The following is a 14,407-nucleotide window of genomic DNA, read 5'->3' on the forward strand; positions in this document are numbered from 1 at the left end:
TAATTGAATAGCAAGTCAAATGCAGTATATGACTTTATGAGTGGTATTGTCGGTATTTTCAATGGGGACGGTCAACCCATTGATGCCAATCTTTTACAGCAAATGACCGATTTGATGAGACCTCAAGCTCCTGATGCTCAGAATATATGGAGTGAGAGTCATGTGGGTTTAGGTCATTCTCTCTTGCGGACAACCTGGGAATCGGAAAATGAACAGCAACCTCTGGGTTTAAATGGGAAGATTTGGATTACTGGGGATATCCGCTTGGATCGCCGTCAGGAGCTAATCGAACGCTTGCGTGCTTCGGGATGCAATCTAGAGAACGATACACCTGATGTTGACTTGGTTTTACATGCCTATCAGGTTTGGGGAGACGCTTGTTTAGAACGACTGAGCGGGGATTTTGCGTTTGCGATTTGGGATAGCCACAAACAACGTTTATTTTGTGCTAGAGACCAGTTTGGGATTGTCCCCTTTTATTATGCAGAAATGGGTCAAACTCTGGTGTTTAGCAATCATCTCAACACCGTGCTATTCCATCCCGAAGTATCCGATCGCCTGAATGAGAGTGCGATCGCCGATTTCCTCCTCTTTAGCATGAATATGGATATGGCGACCACCACCTTTGCCGATATCCAGAAATTGCCCCCCGCTCATACTTTAATTTACTCCGAAGGGAGAATTAACATTCAGCGTTACTGGCAATTACCCGAAGATGTGGAATACCTGAACTATCAACGTCCAGAAGAATATATTGAGCAATTTCAGGAGTTATTTGAACGCTCAGTTGCCGATAGACTAAGAAGCCACAGTGTGGGAACCCATTTAAGTGGGGGAATGGACTCGACGAGTATTGCTGCCACTGCCTATAAATTAATGACAGCAACCGCTTCACCGGTTGATTTTCGGGCTTATGCGATCGTCTATAAACATCTGATTCCCGACGACGAAGGAGACTATGCCACACAAGTTGCTGAAATGGCCGGTTTCCCCATTGAGTACCTGGTGGTGGAAGACTACATCGGGCAGGCCCCAGGGGAATACCCAAAATACATCTATCCCGAACCTCTATTGATTCCCGATCAAGCTGCGGAAGTAGAAATTATGCGGCGCATAGCTGGGTACAGTCGGGTTATGCTAGTTGGCTTTGGTGGCGATCCTGCCCTCTATCCAAGGCCATCTTCCCCAGATAAGTCACTATTGGGTTACATCCGCTCTCTTCGTGCCCAACTGAGGTTGCGTACCCGGTTGCGCCAGTGGCTGAAAAGAGGGAAAGAAGAACAATTCGACTCCCCTAACCGCAAGCAGCAAACTATGGATTTTCCTGACTGGTTTAATCCAGAGTTCGCCGAACGAATGCAATTGAAAGCGCGACTGGAAGAACAATTGACTGCGCCAGGACAGAGAGACCGCTACGGCATGACTTCTGCTCCCTTGTGGTCTAACATATTTGCTTGGTCCAATCCGGGCTTCACCGGTTTTCCCATTAAAGTGCGCTTTCCCTTTTTCGATTTGCGCTTAGTGCTGTACTTGCTGTCAGTGCCGTCAACACCCTGGTTAGACAATAAATTCTTGCTCAGGGAAGCGATGAAAGGCATGTTGCCAGAATCTGTACTACAGCGGCCCAAAACAGCCCTGCGGGGGTTTCCCCACTATAATCTCATGCAGCAGCGCGGAATCCAGCCCTGGATGGTAGAGTTGGCAGAACATCCAAAATTGTCCAGCTCTGTCAATAGCAAAGGTCTGTTAGAAAGACTGCAAGCCGTTGCCGAACTAACTCCTGCCAGCTATAATCAGTGCGCGACGGTGATGCAATTGGGATACTGGTTTCGTCATCAGCAGCATGTATAGCTTAGACTCCAACTCATCTTATCCCTAACTCAATCTTGAATAATGAGGAGAAAAACAATGTCCCAAATGACTTCCAACCCAGGTAATAGTGCCAATCAAAAGAAGTACAACACTCCCAAACTGCGGAAATTTGGCAATGTCAGCGATCTGACGTTGACCGGGCCTGGTGCTCCTGGCGATCCCACCGATGGTGGGGGAGGCTTTAGTCAATATGCCTCGTAATTGCTAACTTCTCAGTTGTGTACTTTGAATGTCGCAATTCATCCAGGATTTTACTCTGGCGAGCGTTCTAAAAACTCTAGAGTCAGCTTCTGGGTGAATTGTGCTTAACCAGGAATAGTAGGGATAGAATAATTGTCTTGAATGAATTAGGTCACTCGTTTAAGTATACAGCTTATGGCTTAACGGTACAGGCGAATAAACCTGTACCGTTTTTAACTCCTGCCAGGAAAAATGCTCCGGTCGATGTCTGGGTAGAGTTGATGACAGAGGACGAAGAGGAAGCGCGATCGCCAGAAACACCTTCATCAAGACCGAAAGTGTACTCCAATGGAGTGAAACCCATATACAAAGGCGATCGCACTCATTTCCATTTGTGGTTTCGCGGTGACGGACAAATCGATTTTCAGGTCGATGCGGATGGCCGTCATATCGGAGTAACCTGGACTCGTTCGGTTTTAGAAGAAGTGACAACCCTGTTAGTGGGATCGGTGTTGGGCTGTGCTTTACGCTTGCAGGGTGTCCTTTCTCTTCATGCTTGTGTGGTGAAAATGGGTCAGCAGGCGATCTCGATCGCCGGGGAAACGGGAGCGGGAAAATCCACGACAGCAGCAGCCCTGGCTAAACGGGGATACCCCATTCTCGCCGATGATATTGCGGCGATCGGCGATCGCTCATCCCATTTTGTTGTACATCCAGGTTATCCACGCCTACGATTGTGGCCTGAATCAATTACAGCCCTGTACGGTTCAGAAGCTGGTTTAGATCGGGTCTTTGACTTTATGGACAAACGGTTTCTAGACTTAAGTGGAAGCGTTAATGATAACGAGGGCGAGACTCAATGGCAGTTCTATCAGGAACCCCTCCCCTTAGCAGCAATTTACATTCTTGGAAAACGCCAGCCAGAATTAGCAGCACCGCAGATTGAATCCATTCCCTCAGCAATGGCACTGATGAAGTTGATGGAGCAGCGATCGGTGAGCTATTTAAAATTAGATAAGGATAGGCAAGAGCGGGAGTTTACTGGTTTTAGTCGTGTAGCAATGAAAGTGCCGATCAGAAAAGTAACTCGCGGCGATAGTTTAGACGCATTGCCCCAGTTGTGCGACGCTATTTTAGAAGATTTAGCGAGTCTTACCCCATCAGAGAACAGCACTCAACTTTCCAAAACAGCCGATGGCTAATTTACCTGATGACATATTAACCACTATTTTTCACTTGCAGCGGCGACTGTTCCAAATTATAGATCGGGCGAAAGCAGCCGAATTTAATTTATTGCAACAGTATGGTGAGAGAGAGGCAACACTTCCCGAACTAGAACAAATCGATAATGCCCTAGAGCGGGCCAGGACTTCTTATACTCGTCTTGGCAAACTACTACTGTTAGTTGCCGAATCTCAACCAATAGCTAATTCTGCTACTCTGAAGTTATTGGAGCAATCTATAGAAATAGCAGAAGCAACAGCAGATGCTATAGAAGCAACTATCCAAGAAACAAAAAGGAATTGGAATCTGCCATGAATAGCCAACCCCAAATCCCCGATCCGGAAACAAGAACAAGGTCTATTGCTCGCTGGCGAGAAGTGTGTCTAATGTTTGACGATCTTAATATGCTATTAGATGAAGCGATCGCCCTTGCCGAAGCTGATATTCGCAATAGTCCAATTAATGTTGAACGACGACAGAGAGCAAGGAATTTACTAGAAACTAAATGAGGTCATTCCATCCGAAATATGGAACTCAATTACTGGAGATATAGATGAATCCTAAAAATCCCCCCCTTTCGCCACTGCATCAAAAAATTTATGCTGGTATAAAAGAAGCGATTGCCGAGGCGATCGAGAGACATCGCAAACTGGGCGAATCCATTAGTATTTGGCAAGATGGAAAAGTTGTTACCATTTCCAGCGATAAAATCCCACCTCTGGAAAAAGATGTCTAGCTGTAGCCATGCCCTCAACTCTAGCAGAGTCCATTGAGCTACTTTTACCCGATCTAGTGCCCAAATTAGTTGCACCCGATCGAGTTTTGGGATTAAAAGGATTAGCAGATCGTCTCGCTCCCATTCTGCGAGGTGGTTTTGAATGTCGCCTCAATTTCAACACTGCTCAAGTCGATTTCCAGCAGTGCATTGTACCCAACGAGAATGAGTTAGCGTTGTTGCAAGAACAGATATCTGCTGTTACTTCAGAGGATGGAGTCACTCATTCGGGGTGGCTGCAACTGCAAGATTTTCTGGCACAATGGCAATTATCTCTTCAGTCAATTCCAGAAATTTGGTTAGAGTATGATATTGACAACTCATCAGTTTTTTTTCCCCTCCCCGCCATTTTCTTCGGGTTGCCACAGGAGGTATCTCCAGCACTTGAAACCTATGCTATTGCTACTCAAGCCCTGGATTTACTTCTAGGTTTTTCGGGTTGGCACAAGTGGCAGGATAATCTAGAGCAATGCTTTAGGGCTTGTCCTGATGGGGTATTTATCAGTCATATTGGTGTGATGCTCTCTCGTAACTCACCCGCTTTGCGAGTTAATGTTAAACGTTTGCCACCCGATTTGTTAATTCCCTATTTGCAAGAGATTGGCTGGCAGGGGGAAACAAAGGAACTAGAAGCCTTGATGATACAATTATTCGGGTTGGTCGATCGCATAACGGTATGTTTGGATGTCGGTCAGATTGTTTATCCCCAAATTGGCTTAGAATGTATTTTACTCAAACAGCCTCCAGATGAATCTCGTTGGGTTATGTTCCTCAATTATTTAGTAGAACGAGGGTTATGCTTGCCTGAAAAACAAGAGCCTTTGTTAAGCTGGCCGGGTCAAACTAATCCTCTAAATGCTAAAGCCTCTTGGCCGAGTGACTTAATTGCGGCTTCTCTTTTGCAGCCGAGGGATCATTTTACAATATTCGATCGCCGCTTAAGTCATATTAAGGTAGTTTGGCGATCGCCAGATTCCTTAGAAGCTAAAGCTTATCTGTGGTTTGAACATCAGTGGTTATCTGGGAAAAGCAAACAATGAATAGCAGTTCTGAAACAAATTGCGATTTAGATCGGTTTTATTCTGCCGAATCGGTTGCTGAATGGAAAGAAATTATTGGTGGAGATCTACATTACCATTTTGGCTATTTTCGCGGCTCCGAAGATTTAGAAACCGGTTTAAGGCAAACCGTGAGAAATTTTTATCCTTATATCCCTACTGGCACACGGGTTTTAGATATCGGCTGTGGTTGGGGAGGGCCCGCCAAAATGCTAATTAGCGATCGCAATTGCTCGGTAACCGGAATATCATTGAGTAGAACCCAAGTCGAGTATTGCCAGAGCCTGGGTTTAAATGTGTGGCAGCAAGACTTGGAGCTAGAAACAGAGGAAATCAGAGGGGAATACGATCTAATATTTTCCCTGGAAATGATATCTCATATCAGAAACAAAGCGAGACTACTGGAGCGGCTGCGATCGTTAGCCCCACGCCTGCTCATTTCAGTCAACTGTGTTACAGATAACTATTGGGGAGAACGGACGACTTTTGGCGAATCAATGGAACTTTGTACGGTTTCAGAATTGACCCAATATCTCGAGCAAGCTGGCTGGCGAATTGAATATATGAAAAACAAGCGATTTCAATCATTGCGGACGATCGCACTGTGGAAAGAAAATCTAGATCGCGTTTATGGCGATCTCCAGCCTCCCGGACAGCTCGCTATCCTTCGTTCTCTTGTAGATACAGCACTGCGAGATCCAGTGGGCTGGTGCCAGTCATTTCCCCTAATCGACATTGTGGCAGAAAGATGAGTGAAAAAATGCCTTTACCCTTTAATCCGCGATCGCCAGAATTTCGCGCTAACCCCTATCCTACCTACGATTACCTGCGAACTCACCAGCCGATCTACTATCGACCCGAACCAAAAGATTGGGTGCTGACGCGCTACGCTGATATTGTGGAAGCTCTGACCAGCCCTAGCTTTGGGAGAGCGGAATCGGGACTAGCAGGAGTGACAACCGCTAACCAAGAGGCAATTCACCATTTTTTGTCTTTGCGTCAGGATAGTCAAAGACTGATGGCGCTGTGGTTGGTGCTTCGCAATCCACCAGATCATACGAGAATCCGTCAATGGTTAGTGGCTCCTTTCAGCCCAGCACGAATTAAAACATGGCGATCGCGCATTCAGGAGAAAGTTGACGACCTCATTGAGCGCGCGAAAGAGCAGGGCACAATGGATATTATCCACGATTTTGCTTATCCGCTTACCCTTGATGTAAATTGCGAGATATTGGGAATTCCAAAATCAGAATGGCATCCGCGCTTTCAGCAATGGTCAGAGGGCTTGTCCGCAGTCGGAGACTTGGACGCAACTGCGATCGCTAACGAGAAAGGTTTGCTGGCAATCGCTGGTTTGGCCCAATATTTCCGCAGCTTAATTGCTAAACACTACAGCGATCGCCAACCGCAAGAGAATCTAATTAGCACCCTAGTTCAAGCACAAGCTGAGGGTCAATTGAGCGAAGAAGAACTGATTGCCAATTGCATCCTCCTATTTTTTGCTGGAGATTCAACAACTAAGCATTTAATTGGCAACAGCATCTTAACTTTGCTCGATCATCCCCAGCAGCTAAGACAGCTACAAGCAAATCCGTCTTTAATAGAAACGACTATATCTGAAGTTTTGCGCTATGAAGGCCCGTTTCAAGTCGTCTCGCGCACGGCACTGTCCGATATTCAACTCTCAAATACAACCATTCATCGGGGTGAAATCGTCAATTGCATGTTAGCTGCTGGTAATCGAGACCCTGCCAAGTTTCCCAACCCAGAGAAGTTTGATCTTCAGCGCCAACCCAATCCCTATCTTTCTTTCGGTCGAGGAATTCATATTTGTCTGGGGAGGCATTTGGGTAAATTATTGGCAGAAATTGCCGTGGGTACGCTGGTAAACCGCTTGCCTGAATTATCCATAGCAACCGAATCCCTTGAATGGGAAGATACTTTTCTAGCACGCGGTTTGAAATCATTACCCGTCGTCTTTTGAATACAGCAACCCGCGCATTGCCCAGTCATATTTGTGCGCCTCTTGCAGTTCAGCCACGGTGAAATGGAGTCCCAGTTCAGAACCGAGTTGAACAAAGCCTTCTAAGTTCGGGTTTTTATTGAGGGCTAAAAGTCGAGTTTTGAATTGTTCATCTGCACGAAATTGCTCGATAAAGTGTAATGCTACTTGGACAGACATGAGTTTTATCTTATCCCTCTTCTATCACTCTTGGAAATTGTGAGAACGGTCCGTCATTACAGCCCACGATAATCATAACTATAGTCGATGATTAGTCTATTGTAGGGGCAAGTTTCAAACCCCCTCTAAAACACTGTCTCATGGTTAATTGAATTCACTATAAATGGAGATAGCAGAGGATCGGGAGTACCGGCTAACTGACGGGCAAACCGGGGGGCGATCGCCGGAACTAAGGTAATAGGAGCAGTAAACCCGGAAAAAACATATAATCCTTCTTGTTTGGGTATCGCCCCCATAATGGCAAAATTCTGATGCACAAATGCCACTAAACAAGAATGCCAGGTTCCCGGTTCTTGAGCTAAAGAGGGTAAGATTTGGCCAACTTTTTGGCGAATTTCTTTCTCACTCCTTTGGGGATTAATCTGAGCCTGGGGATCGGTTACCGTGCGGCTTAATTGTCCTAATAATAATCGTCCCCCTAGAAACTGTACCGCACTGGTATCAACAATGGCAGGGGCTAACTCGTGTCCCGGTTCATCCCAAAGGAATTCCAATTCTGGACGACTTGAATAGGTTTCAAGCTGATAGAGTTGGGTTTGGGAAGGGATGACAAAACTAGATAAACGCTTGTCAGTCTCGACAATTTCTACCAATTCTGCATGGGTAAAATAAATAGGAATATCAATTCCAGCTTGTTTGAGCAGTTTTCGAGTCCATCCACCGGCACAAACCACTACGTTTTTCGACTGATAGGAGGCTTCAGAAGTCCTGATGTGATAGGACTGATCCAGCTCCTTTCCTAATTCCAGGACTTCCCCAATTTCCATGACTCCCCCTTGACGGATCGTCGCCTGTTGATAGGCTTGATTGAGGAGAATGGGGTTAACCTGAGCTTGCTGTAAGATAAAGGCACTAACGATCGCCTCTGGATTGAGCAAAGGTTCGATTTCACAGGCTTCTTGGGGGGTTAACATCTGAAATGGAGCGCTCATCTGCTGGTAAGCAGCGATCGTTTGTGCCACATCTTGCCCTGGATCGACGGTAAACAGAAACTCTACCGCTCGAAACTCGGTATCCATGCCTAATTCATTGGATAATTGCTCGTGTCTGGCTTTTCCTTCATGGAACAATCTTCCTATGTCTCCTGAAGTGCCATACCAATGAATGCCTCCATAACTATAGCGGGTGGCGCGATCGCCATCAGCGCTTTGATCTAAAAGAAGTATCTCTAATCCTAGCTTACTGAGTTCATAGGCTAGAGCGCTACCGGTAATGCCTGCCCCAATTACGATCCAATCATAGATTTTCGTCATACTCATCTAATCCCCTCCCTAATTGCTAACATATTTTGCACAAAACGCCGAGGAATGTCTGGGCGATCGCCCCAGTGTAAATGCAAGTATGATGCATGAAGATTATAAATTTGCCATCCTTCGCTTACCGAGAGTGTATGGCGATCGTAGCCTTTTAATTGAAATAAGGGAAGGGCTTGGTCTTCTGAGGTGGGGAAAGGAGGACTGAGTTGGGAGCGATGAAACTCATGGCCTTGAAGGCTTCTACCGGCTGCCACCAGGGGACTATCATGGAGAGTGCTGGCTTTTCGATAGCCGAGGGTGAGCTTTTTCTCCATCGTGACGTGGGAGGGTAAAATTCCCACCATCTCCCAAGTTTTCCCTTCAAATGTGGTAAGACTTTGGCACAATACCATTAAACCGCCACATTCGGCATAGGTGGGCAGTCCGGCTACAATCGCTTGGTGTATGGCTTGGCGAGCGGGTTGATTTTCTGTTAATTGCTCGGCGAACATTTCTGGAAATCCTCCCCCGAAGTAGAGTCCATCAATAGCAGGGGGAAGAGTGCGATCGCCCAGCGGACTCCAGGGAACGAGTTCTACGCCTAGGTTTTGCAGGATATCTAAGTTATCGGCATAGTAGAAGCTGAAGGCTGGATCTTGGGCGATCGCTAATCGGACTTTAGGCTTATCGCGCTCCGCGCTAGGGAATAGGGAATAGGGAATAGGGAATAGGGTTGGGGTAGATGGATTTGAGGATGCGACAGTGTACTCCATAACAGGACTGTGCCCTTTTTCAAGGAGCGGTTGTAGCGCTGGCCAATTAAAATGATATTTGCCTAAGTGGGCTAATCGGTCTAAAATCCGGTTCAACTGGGGTAATTCAGCGGTGGGAATTAGCCCTAGATGGCGGTCGGGAATGGTAATTTGAGTTTGACGGGGAAATACGCCTAAAATGGGCAGATTGAGGGGTTCTAGCGCCGCTTCCAGGTATTCTTGATGGCGATCGCTCCCCACCCGATTGAGGATAATTCCGGCTAAGTTGAGGCTGGGGTCGAAGGTTTGGAAGCCATGGGCGATCGCAGCGACAGAATTGGACATGCGCGAGCAATCTAATACCAGCATCACCGGTAAGTTTAGCAGTTTGGCTACATGGGCGGTAGAGCCGAAATGGCGATCGTCCGGGTGGCAATTATAGGGCAAGCCATCAAACAGTCCCATCACCCCTTCTACCACGGCACAATCTGCGGTTTGCCCATGGTGCAGATAACAGGTTTTCACCCATTCTGGAGAGGTTAACACCGGATCTAAATTGCGGCAGGGGCGACCCGTAATATAACTATGAAACATGGGATCGATATAATCCGGCCCCACCTTAAACGATTGCACCGCTACCCCTTGTTCTCGTAAGCTGGCCAAGAGCGCTAAGGTGATGGTTGTCTTCCCTACTCCGGAGCGATCGCCCGCAATGATTAATCCCATAATTCCTTAAAAATCAAAATTGTCCGATTTCCACCCATTCCCAAAGCTAATCTCTCTTCCTATGACTGCTCGCAGTTGTCGCTGCGAATACTACCATCTGGCATAATTGTCCGGCAAAAAATAGCATCAGTTAGATTAAGTTCTTCAGCTCCTTTTAGGTTAGCTTCGGTAAGATCTGCGCCTCTAAAGTAAGGCTTATATTCATCTTCAGAGCCATAACTATTGGTTAGAATAGCTTTAACTAAACAAGCATCTTCAAAGGTAGCATAATCTAAAGAGGTATTTTCCAGATTAGCTTCTCTTAAATTTGCTCTCGTCAAAAAAGAACCACTTAAATTGCAATTTTTAAGGTTAGCTCCCGTTAGATTAGTTTCAATTAAATCAGTAGACGTACTGAACTGTGTTCCTTCTAAATTGACAAAACTTAAATTGGCTCCATAAACTTCATTGAAATAACAGTTTTTCAAGTTAGCTCCAGTCAAATTCGCATCGCGCAACTGGGCATCTTCTAAATCTCCTCCTTCTAAATTAACCCAGCTAAAGTCAGCACCGGATAAGTCTGCTTTTCTTAGCCTGGAATTCTTCAAGTTAGCACGCGCGAAATTACTTCCTCTAAGATCGCAATGGCTTAAATCAATATCTTCCAAATCAGCCGAAGCTAGATTAATCTCTCTTAGATCTAACCCGCTAAAATCTCGTTCTCCTGCCGCGTAACGTTCTAACAACTCTTCCGCACTCATTTTTTCCATTTTGGCTTTTTCTCCTCAGTTTTGTGCTAGTTTTATGACTATTCTGGCTTGCTCTGGCGGAAACCAGGCAATCTATCCCCCATTCTCAATACCCTAATCAGACGATGTTAAGCTAAGAGATAGTAATATTTTCTGGGAGATTAACAGAAGATGACAGTTGCAGTTGAGGCAATAAAACCCCTTCAGAGCATGAGTCTAGAAGAGTTTCTATCCTACGATAACGACACCGATATCTTGTATGAATTAGACAATGGGGAATTAGTTGGGATGGCTCCAGAGAGTGACTTGAATGAACGCATTGCGATCGCCTTACTCATCTATTTTTCTCAGATTGGCGTGGCTCAAAGCTGTCTGCGGGTGAAGACGGAGGTCGTCGTCAGTGGAACGAAGCCAACGGTGCGTATTCCAGATCTGTCCATCTTATCAGACGAGGGAGCGCAGTCCCTAGAGGGAGCTAGTCGTGCAACCGTGACCTTGGATATGCCACCGCCTCAGTTAGTGGTAGAAGTCGTATCACCAGGAAGTATTAACCGGGATTATCGTTATAAATTGTCACAATATCAAGCCAGGGGAATCCCGGAATATTGGATTATTGATCCCATGGAGGAGCAGGTAACCCTGTTCCTACTCGTTGACGGGTTATATGAGTCGCGAGTGTTTACTGGTGAAGAAATCTTAGAGTCACCGTTTTTACAAGGAATGGGAGGCGATACTCCTGTGGAGTCGCTTCGCGATCGCCGTTTGTCTGCGGTTCAGGTGTTGAGGGGTAGGCAGTGATATCAAGTCTGGTTAAACTGTTGTCATGGCGATCGCCCCGTTTCGCGCAAGCTTTGCTTTTCATGTCGGCACTCTGCGATCGCAATAATCAACCCCATAATCAATTAACAACTAAAATTTCCAGATTGCCACAAATGCTCAAGGTTAATCTCTGATTCAGAAGTCTGCATCAGTTAAAAAATATAAAAAGCCGGTTAGTGTACTTCCATCAGGCATAGTTGTATCTTTCAAAACTATTTCGCAATCAGAGTGTGCATCCTTGGTAGCGCTTAATTCATAACTGTAAGGCCAACTATATAATCTAGCCCCTAATAAGTTGGCTTTGGTTAATATCGTGCCTGTTAAGGTTGCGTCAACCAGATTTGCATTACTCAAATTGGCATTGTCTAAATTTGCATATGCTAGATTAGTATGATGCAATTTAGCACCACTTAGATTGACTCTAGTTAAATTAGAATTCCTCAGATCGGCATATCTCAGATCGGCATGATTCAGATCGGCTCCTGTTAAATCCACACAACTAAACTTTCTCTCTCCCAATGCATATTGACGCAACAGTTTGCGGCCATCTATTGAGCGGATCTCGGTTCCCATCTCAAGATTGGGCATTTGGGTATTACAGTACCAAATATTTTCTAAATTAGATTTTTTTAATTTTTCTTTTTTCAAGTTGCGGCTATCTACAAACAGACGAGGTATCTCTGTTAACTGTGATTGGCTCAAATCAATATGGTTTAATTCCACATCATCATATAATCCAAAATCTGATAACTTCGCTTGATGTAAATTCAAATGACTCAGAGTGTAATTCTCATATAGATAAAAGTTAATCTCACTCAAACTAGCTCGGCTTAAATTTATATGGGTTATATGAATCTCCTGCTTGATGTCAATATCATTCAATTTTGCTTCAGATAAATCGCCATTCTCTAAAATGACATTAGACAACGTTATTCGATCTAAAAAACACTGATTCATCTTCAGATTCCGAATTTTATTATCTGCGAATTTTATTCCTATTAAATGAGACTGGTTAAAGTTAGCGAGATCCAAAATTGCTCGAGCAAAAGAAACCCGTTTTAGCAAACAAAAACTAAAATCTGCTTGTGTAAGATTAGCCTCAATAAAACTTGTGTAGATAAAACCAATAACAGGAAAACTATATTCTTGAAAAATAGCTCCCTGAAAATTAGCGCCTTCTAAATTAGCACCTTGAAAATTTACTCCTCTCAAATCTGCACCTTGAAAGTTAGCTCTTCTCAGATCGGCACTTTGAAAGTTGGTTCCTTGTAACTTAACTTCAGTTAAGTTAGCATCTCTTAGATTGGCTTGGCTTAAGTTTGACCAACTGAAGTCTATGGCGCATGAGTTACTTTCTTCTCCTTCCAAATTTCTTAAATTGAATCCTTGCAAATTTTCACCACTCAAGTCTAACAAAGAAAAGTTACGCTCTCCCTTTCTATACTCTTGCAACAATTGTTCTGCAGTCATTCTCAATGGAATACTCGATAGCTTGACTAGAAAAGGGGTTTCACAATTGGGTAAAATTGTATTCCAGAATAACGCTCCTTCATGTCTGATGCTTTCCCAAATTTGTTCACTCGTGTTGGGAAAAATCATCCCCGTCAAATTCGCTCTTCTGAAATCGGCTCCAGATATAATTGAATAGCTGAGATCGGCAAGTGCTAGATTAGTTCCACTTAAATCGGCTTCAGTTAAGTCAGCATTCCAAGCCTTAACATAGCTTAAATTAGCATGTCTGAAGGTGGCTTTTACTAATGTCGCCTGACTCAAGTTACTTTCTCGCAAATCGGCTGCCCAGAAATTACTGCTATTTAGACTGGCTCCCTTCAAGTTAGCTTTGGGTAAGACAGCATACTGCAAATTAGTACCGATGAGGGTAGCTTTTTCTAAATTAACTTCTTCACCATTCGCTCCCTCTAAGTTAGCAAAACTCAAGTTTGCTGCACTCAAATTACTTCCCGATAATCGAACATTGATTAACTGGGCAGCAGTTAAATTAGCCTGCATGAAGTTAGCTTCCCACAATTGGTTAGCATCTTTCAAATTTGCTCCTACCAAGTTCGCACCACTTAAGTTTGTATTACACAAAAGCGCTTCACTCAAATTAATTCCAGGTAATTGTTGCCTTTCGCTTTCACTCATCTGTTCCAACTCTTCCTGAGTTCCTTGAAAGTCACTCAAATTAGCTCCATTCAAATCTAACCCTCTCAAATCTTCTCCCGAAAAGTCTCTTTCTCCAGCATTGTAGAGCGCCCAAAATTGTTCGATATCCATAGTCTTAACCGTTAACGACTAATCAGATTATACTTCTTATCCCTAAGTGAGACAGACATACTCCACCTCCTGGAGAATCTTGTTGCCAAAGTGAGGACTCAGGGATTCTGGCGTGACCAAATTTATCCTGCGCCCAAACAAATCTTCTAGAAAGAAACAGAGATCCATAAAATTCCGAAAGGTTTTTTGTTCTGGCTCAAACACCACAAAAACATCCACATCACTCTCGTCATCTGCCTCCCCACGCTGAAACGATCCAAACACACCAAAACTTCTGACTCCATAGGTTTTAATTGTCTCACGGTGTGCCAAGATGGAGGACATGAGGTCTTGCTTCGTTCGTAGCGGTGTGATAGGATCATCCCCAGTTTTTCCTAAAGATGAACGTTCAAAAATCTGCTCTGTAACTTCTTCTAACCGGTCTTCAAAATCAGTGAGATCCTGTGTATCCCAGAACTCGGCTAACTCTTTAAGAGAGTCTGTTTGAACAATTATAGTCTTATCTTTTTCATGCATATC

16 protein-coding genes are annotated in these 14,407 nt (G+C 44.6%); 10 read left to right on the forward strand and 6 right to left on the reverse strand.

Going from position 1 to position 14,407, the window contains the following annotated elements; translation table 11 throughout:
* The first annotated feature begins 36 nt into the window (after positions 1 to 36).
* From J7529_RS02670 to J7529_RS02710, 9 genes are all read left to right on the forward strand, one after another.
* Complete coding sequence (locus J7529_RS02670; RefSeq protein ID WP_318727716.1) at positions 37 to 1,851, forward strand: asparagine synthetase B family protein; 1,815 nt, start codon at positions 37 to 39, stop codon at positions 1,849 to 1,851.
* 57 nt (positions 1,852 to 1,908) lie between these two features.
* A complete protein-coding gene (locus tag J7529_RS02675) occupies positions 1,909 to 2,073 on the forward strand; it encodes a lasso RiPP family leader peptide-containing protein (RefSeq protein ID WP_318727717.1) in 165 nt (54 codons plus the stop codon).
* 137 nt (positions 2,074 to 2,210) lie between these two features.
* Positions 2,211 to 3,254 carry a hypothetical protein gene (locus J7529_RS02680; protein ID WP_318727718.1) on the forward strand — a complete coding sequence of 348 codons (1,044 nt, stop codon included), beginning with the start codon at positions 2,211 to 2,213 and terminating at the stop codon, positions 3,252 to 3,254.
* Positions 3,247 to 3,591, forward strand: a complete 345-nt coding sequence (locus J7529_RS02685; protein ID WP_318727719.1) for a hypothetical protein — start codon at positions 3,247 to 3,249, stop codon at positions 3,589 to 3,591. Before J7529_RS02680 ends, J7529_RS02685 begins: the two co-directional genes overlap by 8 nt.
* Positions 3,588 to 3,785: a hypothetical protein gene (locus J7529_RS02690; RefSeq protein ID WP_318727720.1), complete on the forward strand. Its 198-nt coding sequence runs from the start codon at positions 3,588 to 3,590 to the stop codon at positions 3,783 to 3,785. Before J7529_RS02685 ends, J7529_RS02690 begins: the two co-directional genes overlap by 4 nt.
* Before the next feature lie 44 nt (positions 3,786 to 3,829).
* Positions 3,830 to 4,012, forward strand: a complete 183-nt coding sequence (locus tag J7529_RS02695; RefSeq protein ID WP_318727721.1) for a hypothetical protein — start codon at positions 3,830 to 3,832, stop codon at positions 4,010 to 4,012.
* An 8-nt stretch (positions 4,013 to 4,020) separates the two neighbouring features.
* Positions 4,021 to 5,091, forward strand: a complete 1,071-nt coding sequence (locus J7529_RS02700) for a hypothetical protein (protein ID WP_318727722.1) — start codon at positions 4,021 to 4,023, stop codon at positions 5,089 to 5,091.
* Positions 5,088 to 5,861: an SAM-dependent methyltransferase gene (locus J7529_RS02705; protein WP_318727723.1), complete on the forward strand. Its 774-nt coding sequence runs from the start codon at positions 5,088 to 5,090 to the stop codon at positions 5,859 to 5,861. The genes J7529_RS02700 and J7529_RS02705 overlap by 4 nt, the downstream gene beginning before the upstream one ends.
* Complete coding sequence (locus J7529_RS02710; RefSeq protein WP_318727724.1) at positions 5,858 to 7,093, forward strand: cytochrome P450; 1,236 nt, start codon at positions 5,858 to 5,860, stop codon at positions 7,091 to 7,093. The genes J7529_RS02705 and J7529_RS02710 overlap by 4 nt, the downstream gene beginning before the upstream one ends.
* Here the strand turns inward: J7529_RS02710 and J7529_RS02715 are convergent.
* The 4 genes from J7529_RS02715 to J7529_RS02730 all read right to left on the reverse strand — a co-directional run bounded on the left by J7529_RS02715 (position 7,076) and on the right by J7529_RS02730 (position 10,813).
* Positions 7,076 to 7,291, reverse strand: a complete 216-nt coding sequence (locus J7529_RS02715; RefSeq protein ID WP_318727725.1) for a Nif11-like leader peptide family natural product precursor — start codon at positions 7,289 to 7,291, stop codon at positions 7,076 to 7,078. The two genes, J7529_RS02710 and J7529_RS02715, sit on opposite strands and share 18 nt — an antisense overlap.
* A 125-nt stretch (positions 7,292 to 7,416) precedes the next feature.
* Positions 7,417 to 8,604 carry an FAD-binding oxidoreductase gene (locus tag J7529_RS02720; protein ID WP_318727726.1) on the reverse strand — a complete coding sequence of 396 codons (1,188 nt, stop codon included), beginning with the start codon at positions 8,602 to 8,604 and terminating at the stop codon, positions 7,417 to 7,419.
* A gap of 2 nt (positions 8,605 to 8,606) precedes the next feature.
* Positions 8,607 to 10,064 carry a cobyrinate a,c-diamide synthase gene (locus J7529_RS02725; protein WP_318727727.1) on the reverse strand — a complete coding sequence of 486 codons (1,458 nt, stop codon included), beginning with the start codon at positions 10,062 to 10,064 and terminating at the stop codon, positions 8,607 to 8,609.
* A gap of 59 nt (positions 10,065 to 10,123) precedes the next feature.
* On the reverse strand, positions 10,124 to 10,813 hold the full coding sequence (locus J7529_RS02730; RefSeq protein ID WP_318727728.1) for a pentapeptide repeat-containing protein: 690 nt from the start codon (positions 10,811 to 10,813) through the stop codon (positions 10,124 to 10,126).
* A 150-nt stretch (positions 10,814 to 10,963) separates the two neighbouring features.
* On the opposite strand from J7529_RS02730, the gene J7529_RS02735 reads away from it, so the two are divergent.
* The gene (locus J7529_RS02735; RefSeq protein WP_318727729.1) at positions 10,964 to 11,590 is read left to right on the forward strand and encodes a Uma2 family endonuclease; all 627 of its coding nucleotides are present in this window, start codon (positions 10,964 to 10,966) and stop codon (positions 11,588 to 11,590) included.
* A 156-nt stretch (positions 11,591 to 11,746) separates the two neighbouring features.
* On the opposite strand, the gene J7529_RS02740 is transcribed toward J7529_RS02735, so the two are convergent.
* Positions 11,747 to 13,810 (reverse strand): pentapeptide repeat-containing protein, encoded by a 2,064-nt coding sequence (locus J7529_RS02740; protein WP_318727730.1) that lies wholly within the window; start codon positions 13,808 to 13,810, stop codon positions 11,747 to 11,749.
* Between the two features lie 120 nt (positions 13,811 to 13,930).
* Positions 13,931 to 14,404 (reverse strand): nucleotidyltransferase family protein, encoded by a 474-nt coding sequence (locus tag J7529_RS02745; protein WP_318727731.1) that lies wholly within the window; start codon positions 14,402 to 14,404, stop codon positions 13,931 to 13,933.
* Positions 14,405 to 14,407: the final 3 nt, after the last annotated feature.

It is taken from the genome of Roseofilum sp. Guam, assembly GCF_017746735.1.
GTDB classification, from domain to species: Bacteria; Cyanobacteriota; Cyanobacteriia; order Cyanobacteriales; family Desertifilaceae; genus Roseofilum; species Roseofilum reptotaenium.

Excerpts from the sequence above, each read along its gene's own strand:
- J7529_RS02670 (WP_318727716.1), top strand. The coding sequence starts at position 37 with ATGAGTGGTATTGTCGGTATTTTCAATGGGGACGGTCAACCCATTGAT.
- J7529_RS02675 (WP_318727717.1), top strand. The coding sequence starts at position 1,909 with ATGTCCCAAATGACTTCCAACCCAGGTAATAGTGCCAATCAAAAGAAG.
- J7529_RS02685 (WP_318727719.1), top strand. The coding sequence starts at position 3,247 with ATGGCTAATTTACCTGATGACATATTAACCACTATTTTTCACTTGCAG.
- J7529_RS02690 (WP_318727720.1), top strand. The coding sequence starts at position 3,588 with ATGAATAGCCAACCCCAAATCCCCGATCCGGAAACAAGAACAAGGTCT.
- J7529_RS02695 (WP_318727721.1), top strand. The coding sequence starts at position 3,830 with ATGAATCCTAAAAATCCCCCCCTTTCGCCACTGCATCAAAAAATTTAT.
- J7529_RS02700 (WP_318727722.1), top strand. The coding sequence starts at position 4,021 with ATGCCCTCAACTCTAGCAGAGTCCATTGAGCTACTTTTACCCGATCTA.
- J7529_RS02705 (WP_318727723.1), top strand. The coding sequence starts at position 5,088 with ATGAATAGCAGTTCTGAAACAAATTGCGATTTAGATCGGTTTTATTCT.
- J7529_RS02710 (WP_318727724.1), top strand. The coding sequence starts at position 5,858 with ATGAGTGAAAAAATGCCTTTACCCTTTAATCCGCGATCGCCAGAATTT.
- J7529_RS02715 (WP_318727725.1), bottom strand. The coding sequence starts at position 7,291 with ATGTCTGTCCAAGTAGCATTACACTTTATCGAGCAATTTCGTGCAGAT.
- J7529_RS02720 (WP_318727726.1), bottom strand. The coding sequence starts at position 8,604 with ATGACGAAAATCTATGATTGGATCGTAATTGGGGCAGGCATTACCGGT.
- J7529_RS02725 (WP_318727727.1), bottom strand. The coding sequence starts at position 10,064 with ATGGGATTAATCATTGCGGGCGATCGCTCCGGAGTAGGGAAGACAACC.
- J7529_RS02730 (WP_318727728.1), bottom strand. The coding sequence starts at position 10,813 with ATGGAAAAAATGAGTGCGGAAGAGTTGTTAGAACGTTACGCGGCAGGA.
- J7529_RS02735 (WP_318727729.1), top strand. The coding sequence starts at position 10,964 with ATGACAGTTGCAGTTGAGGCAATAAAACCCCTTCAGAGCATGAGTCTA.
- J7529_RS02745 (WP_318727731.1), bottom strand. The coding sequence starts at position 14,404 with ATGCATGAAAAAGATAAGACTATAATTGTTCAAACAGACTCTCTTAAA.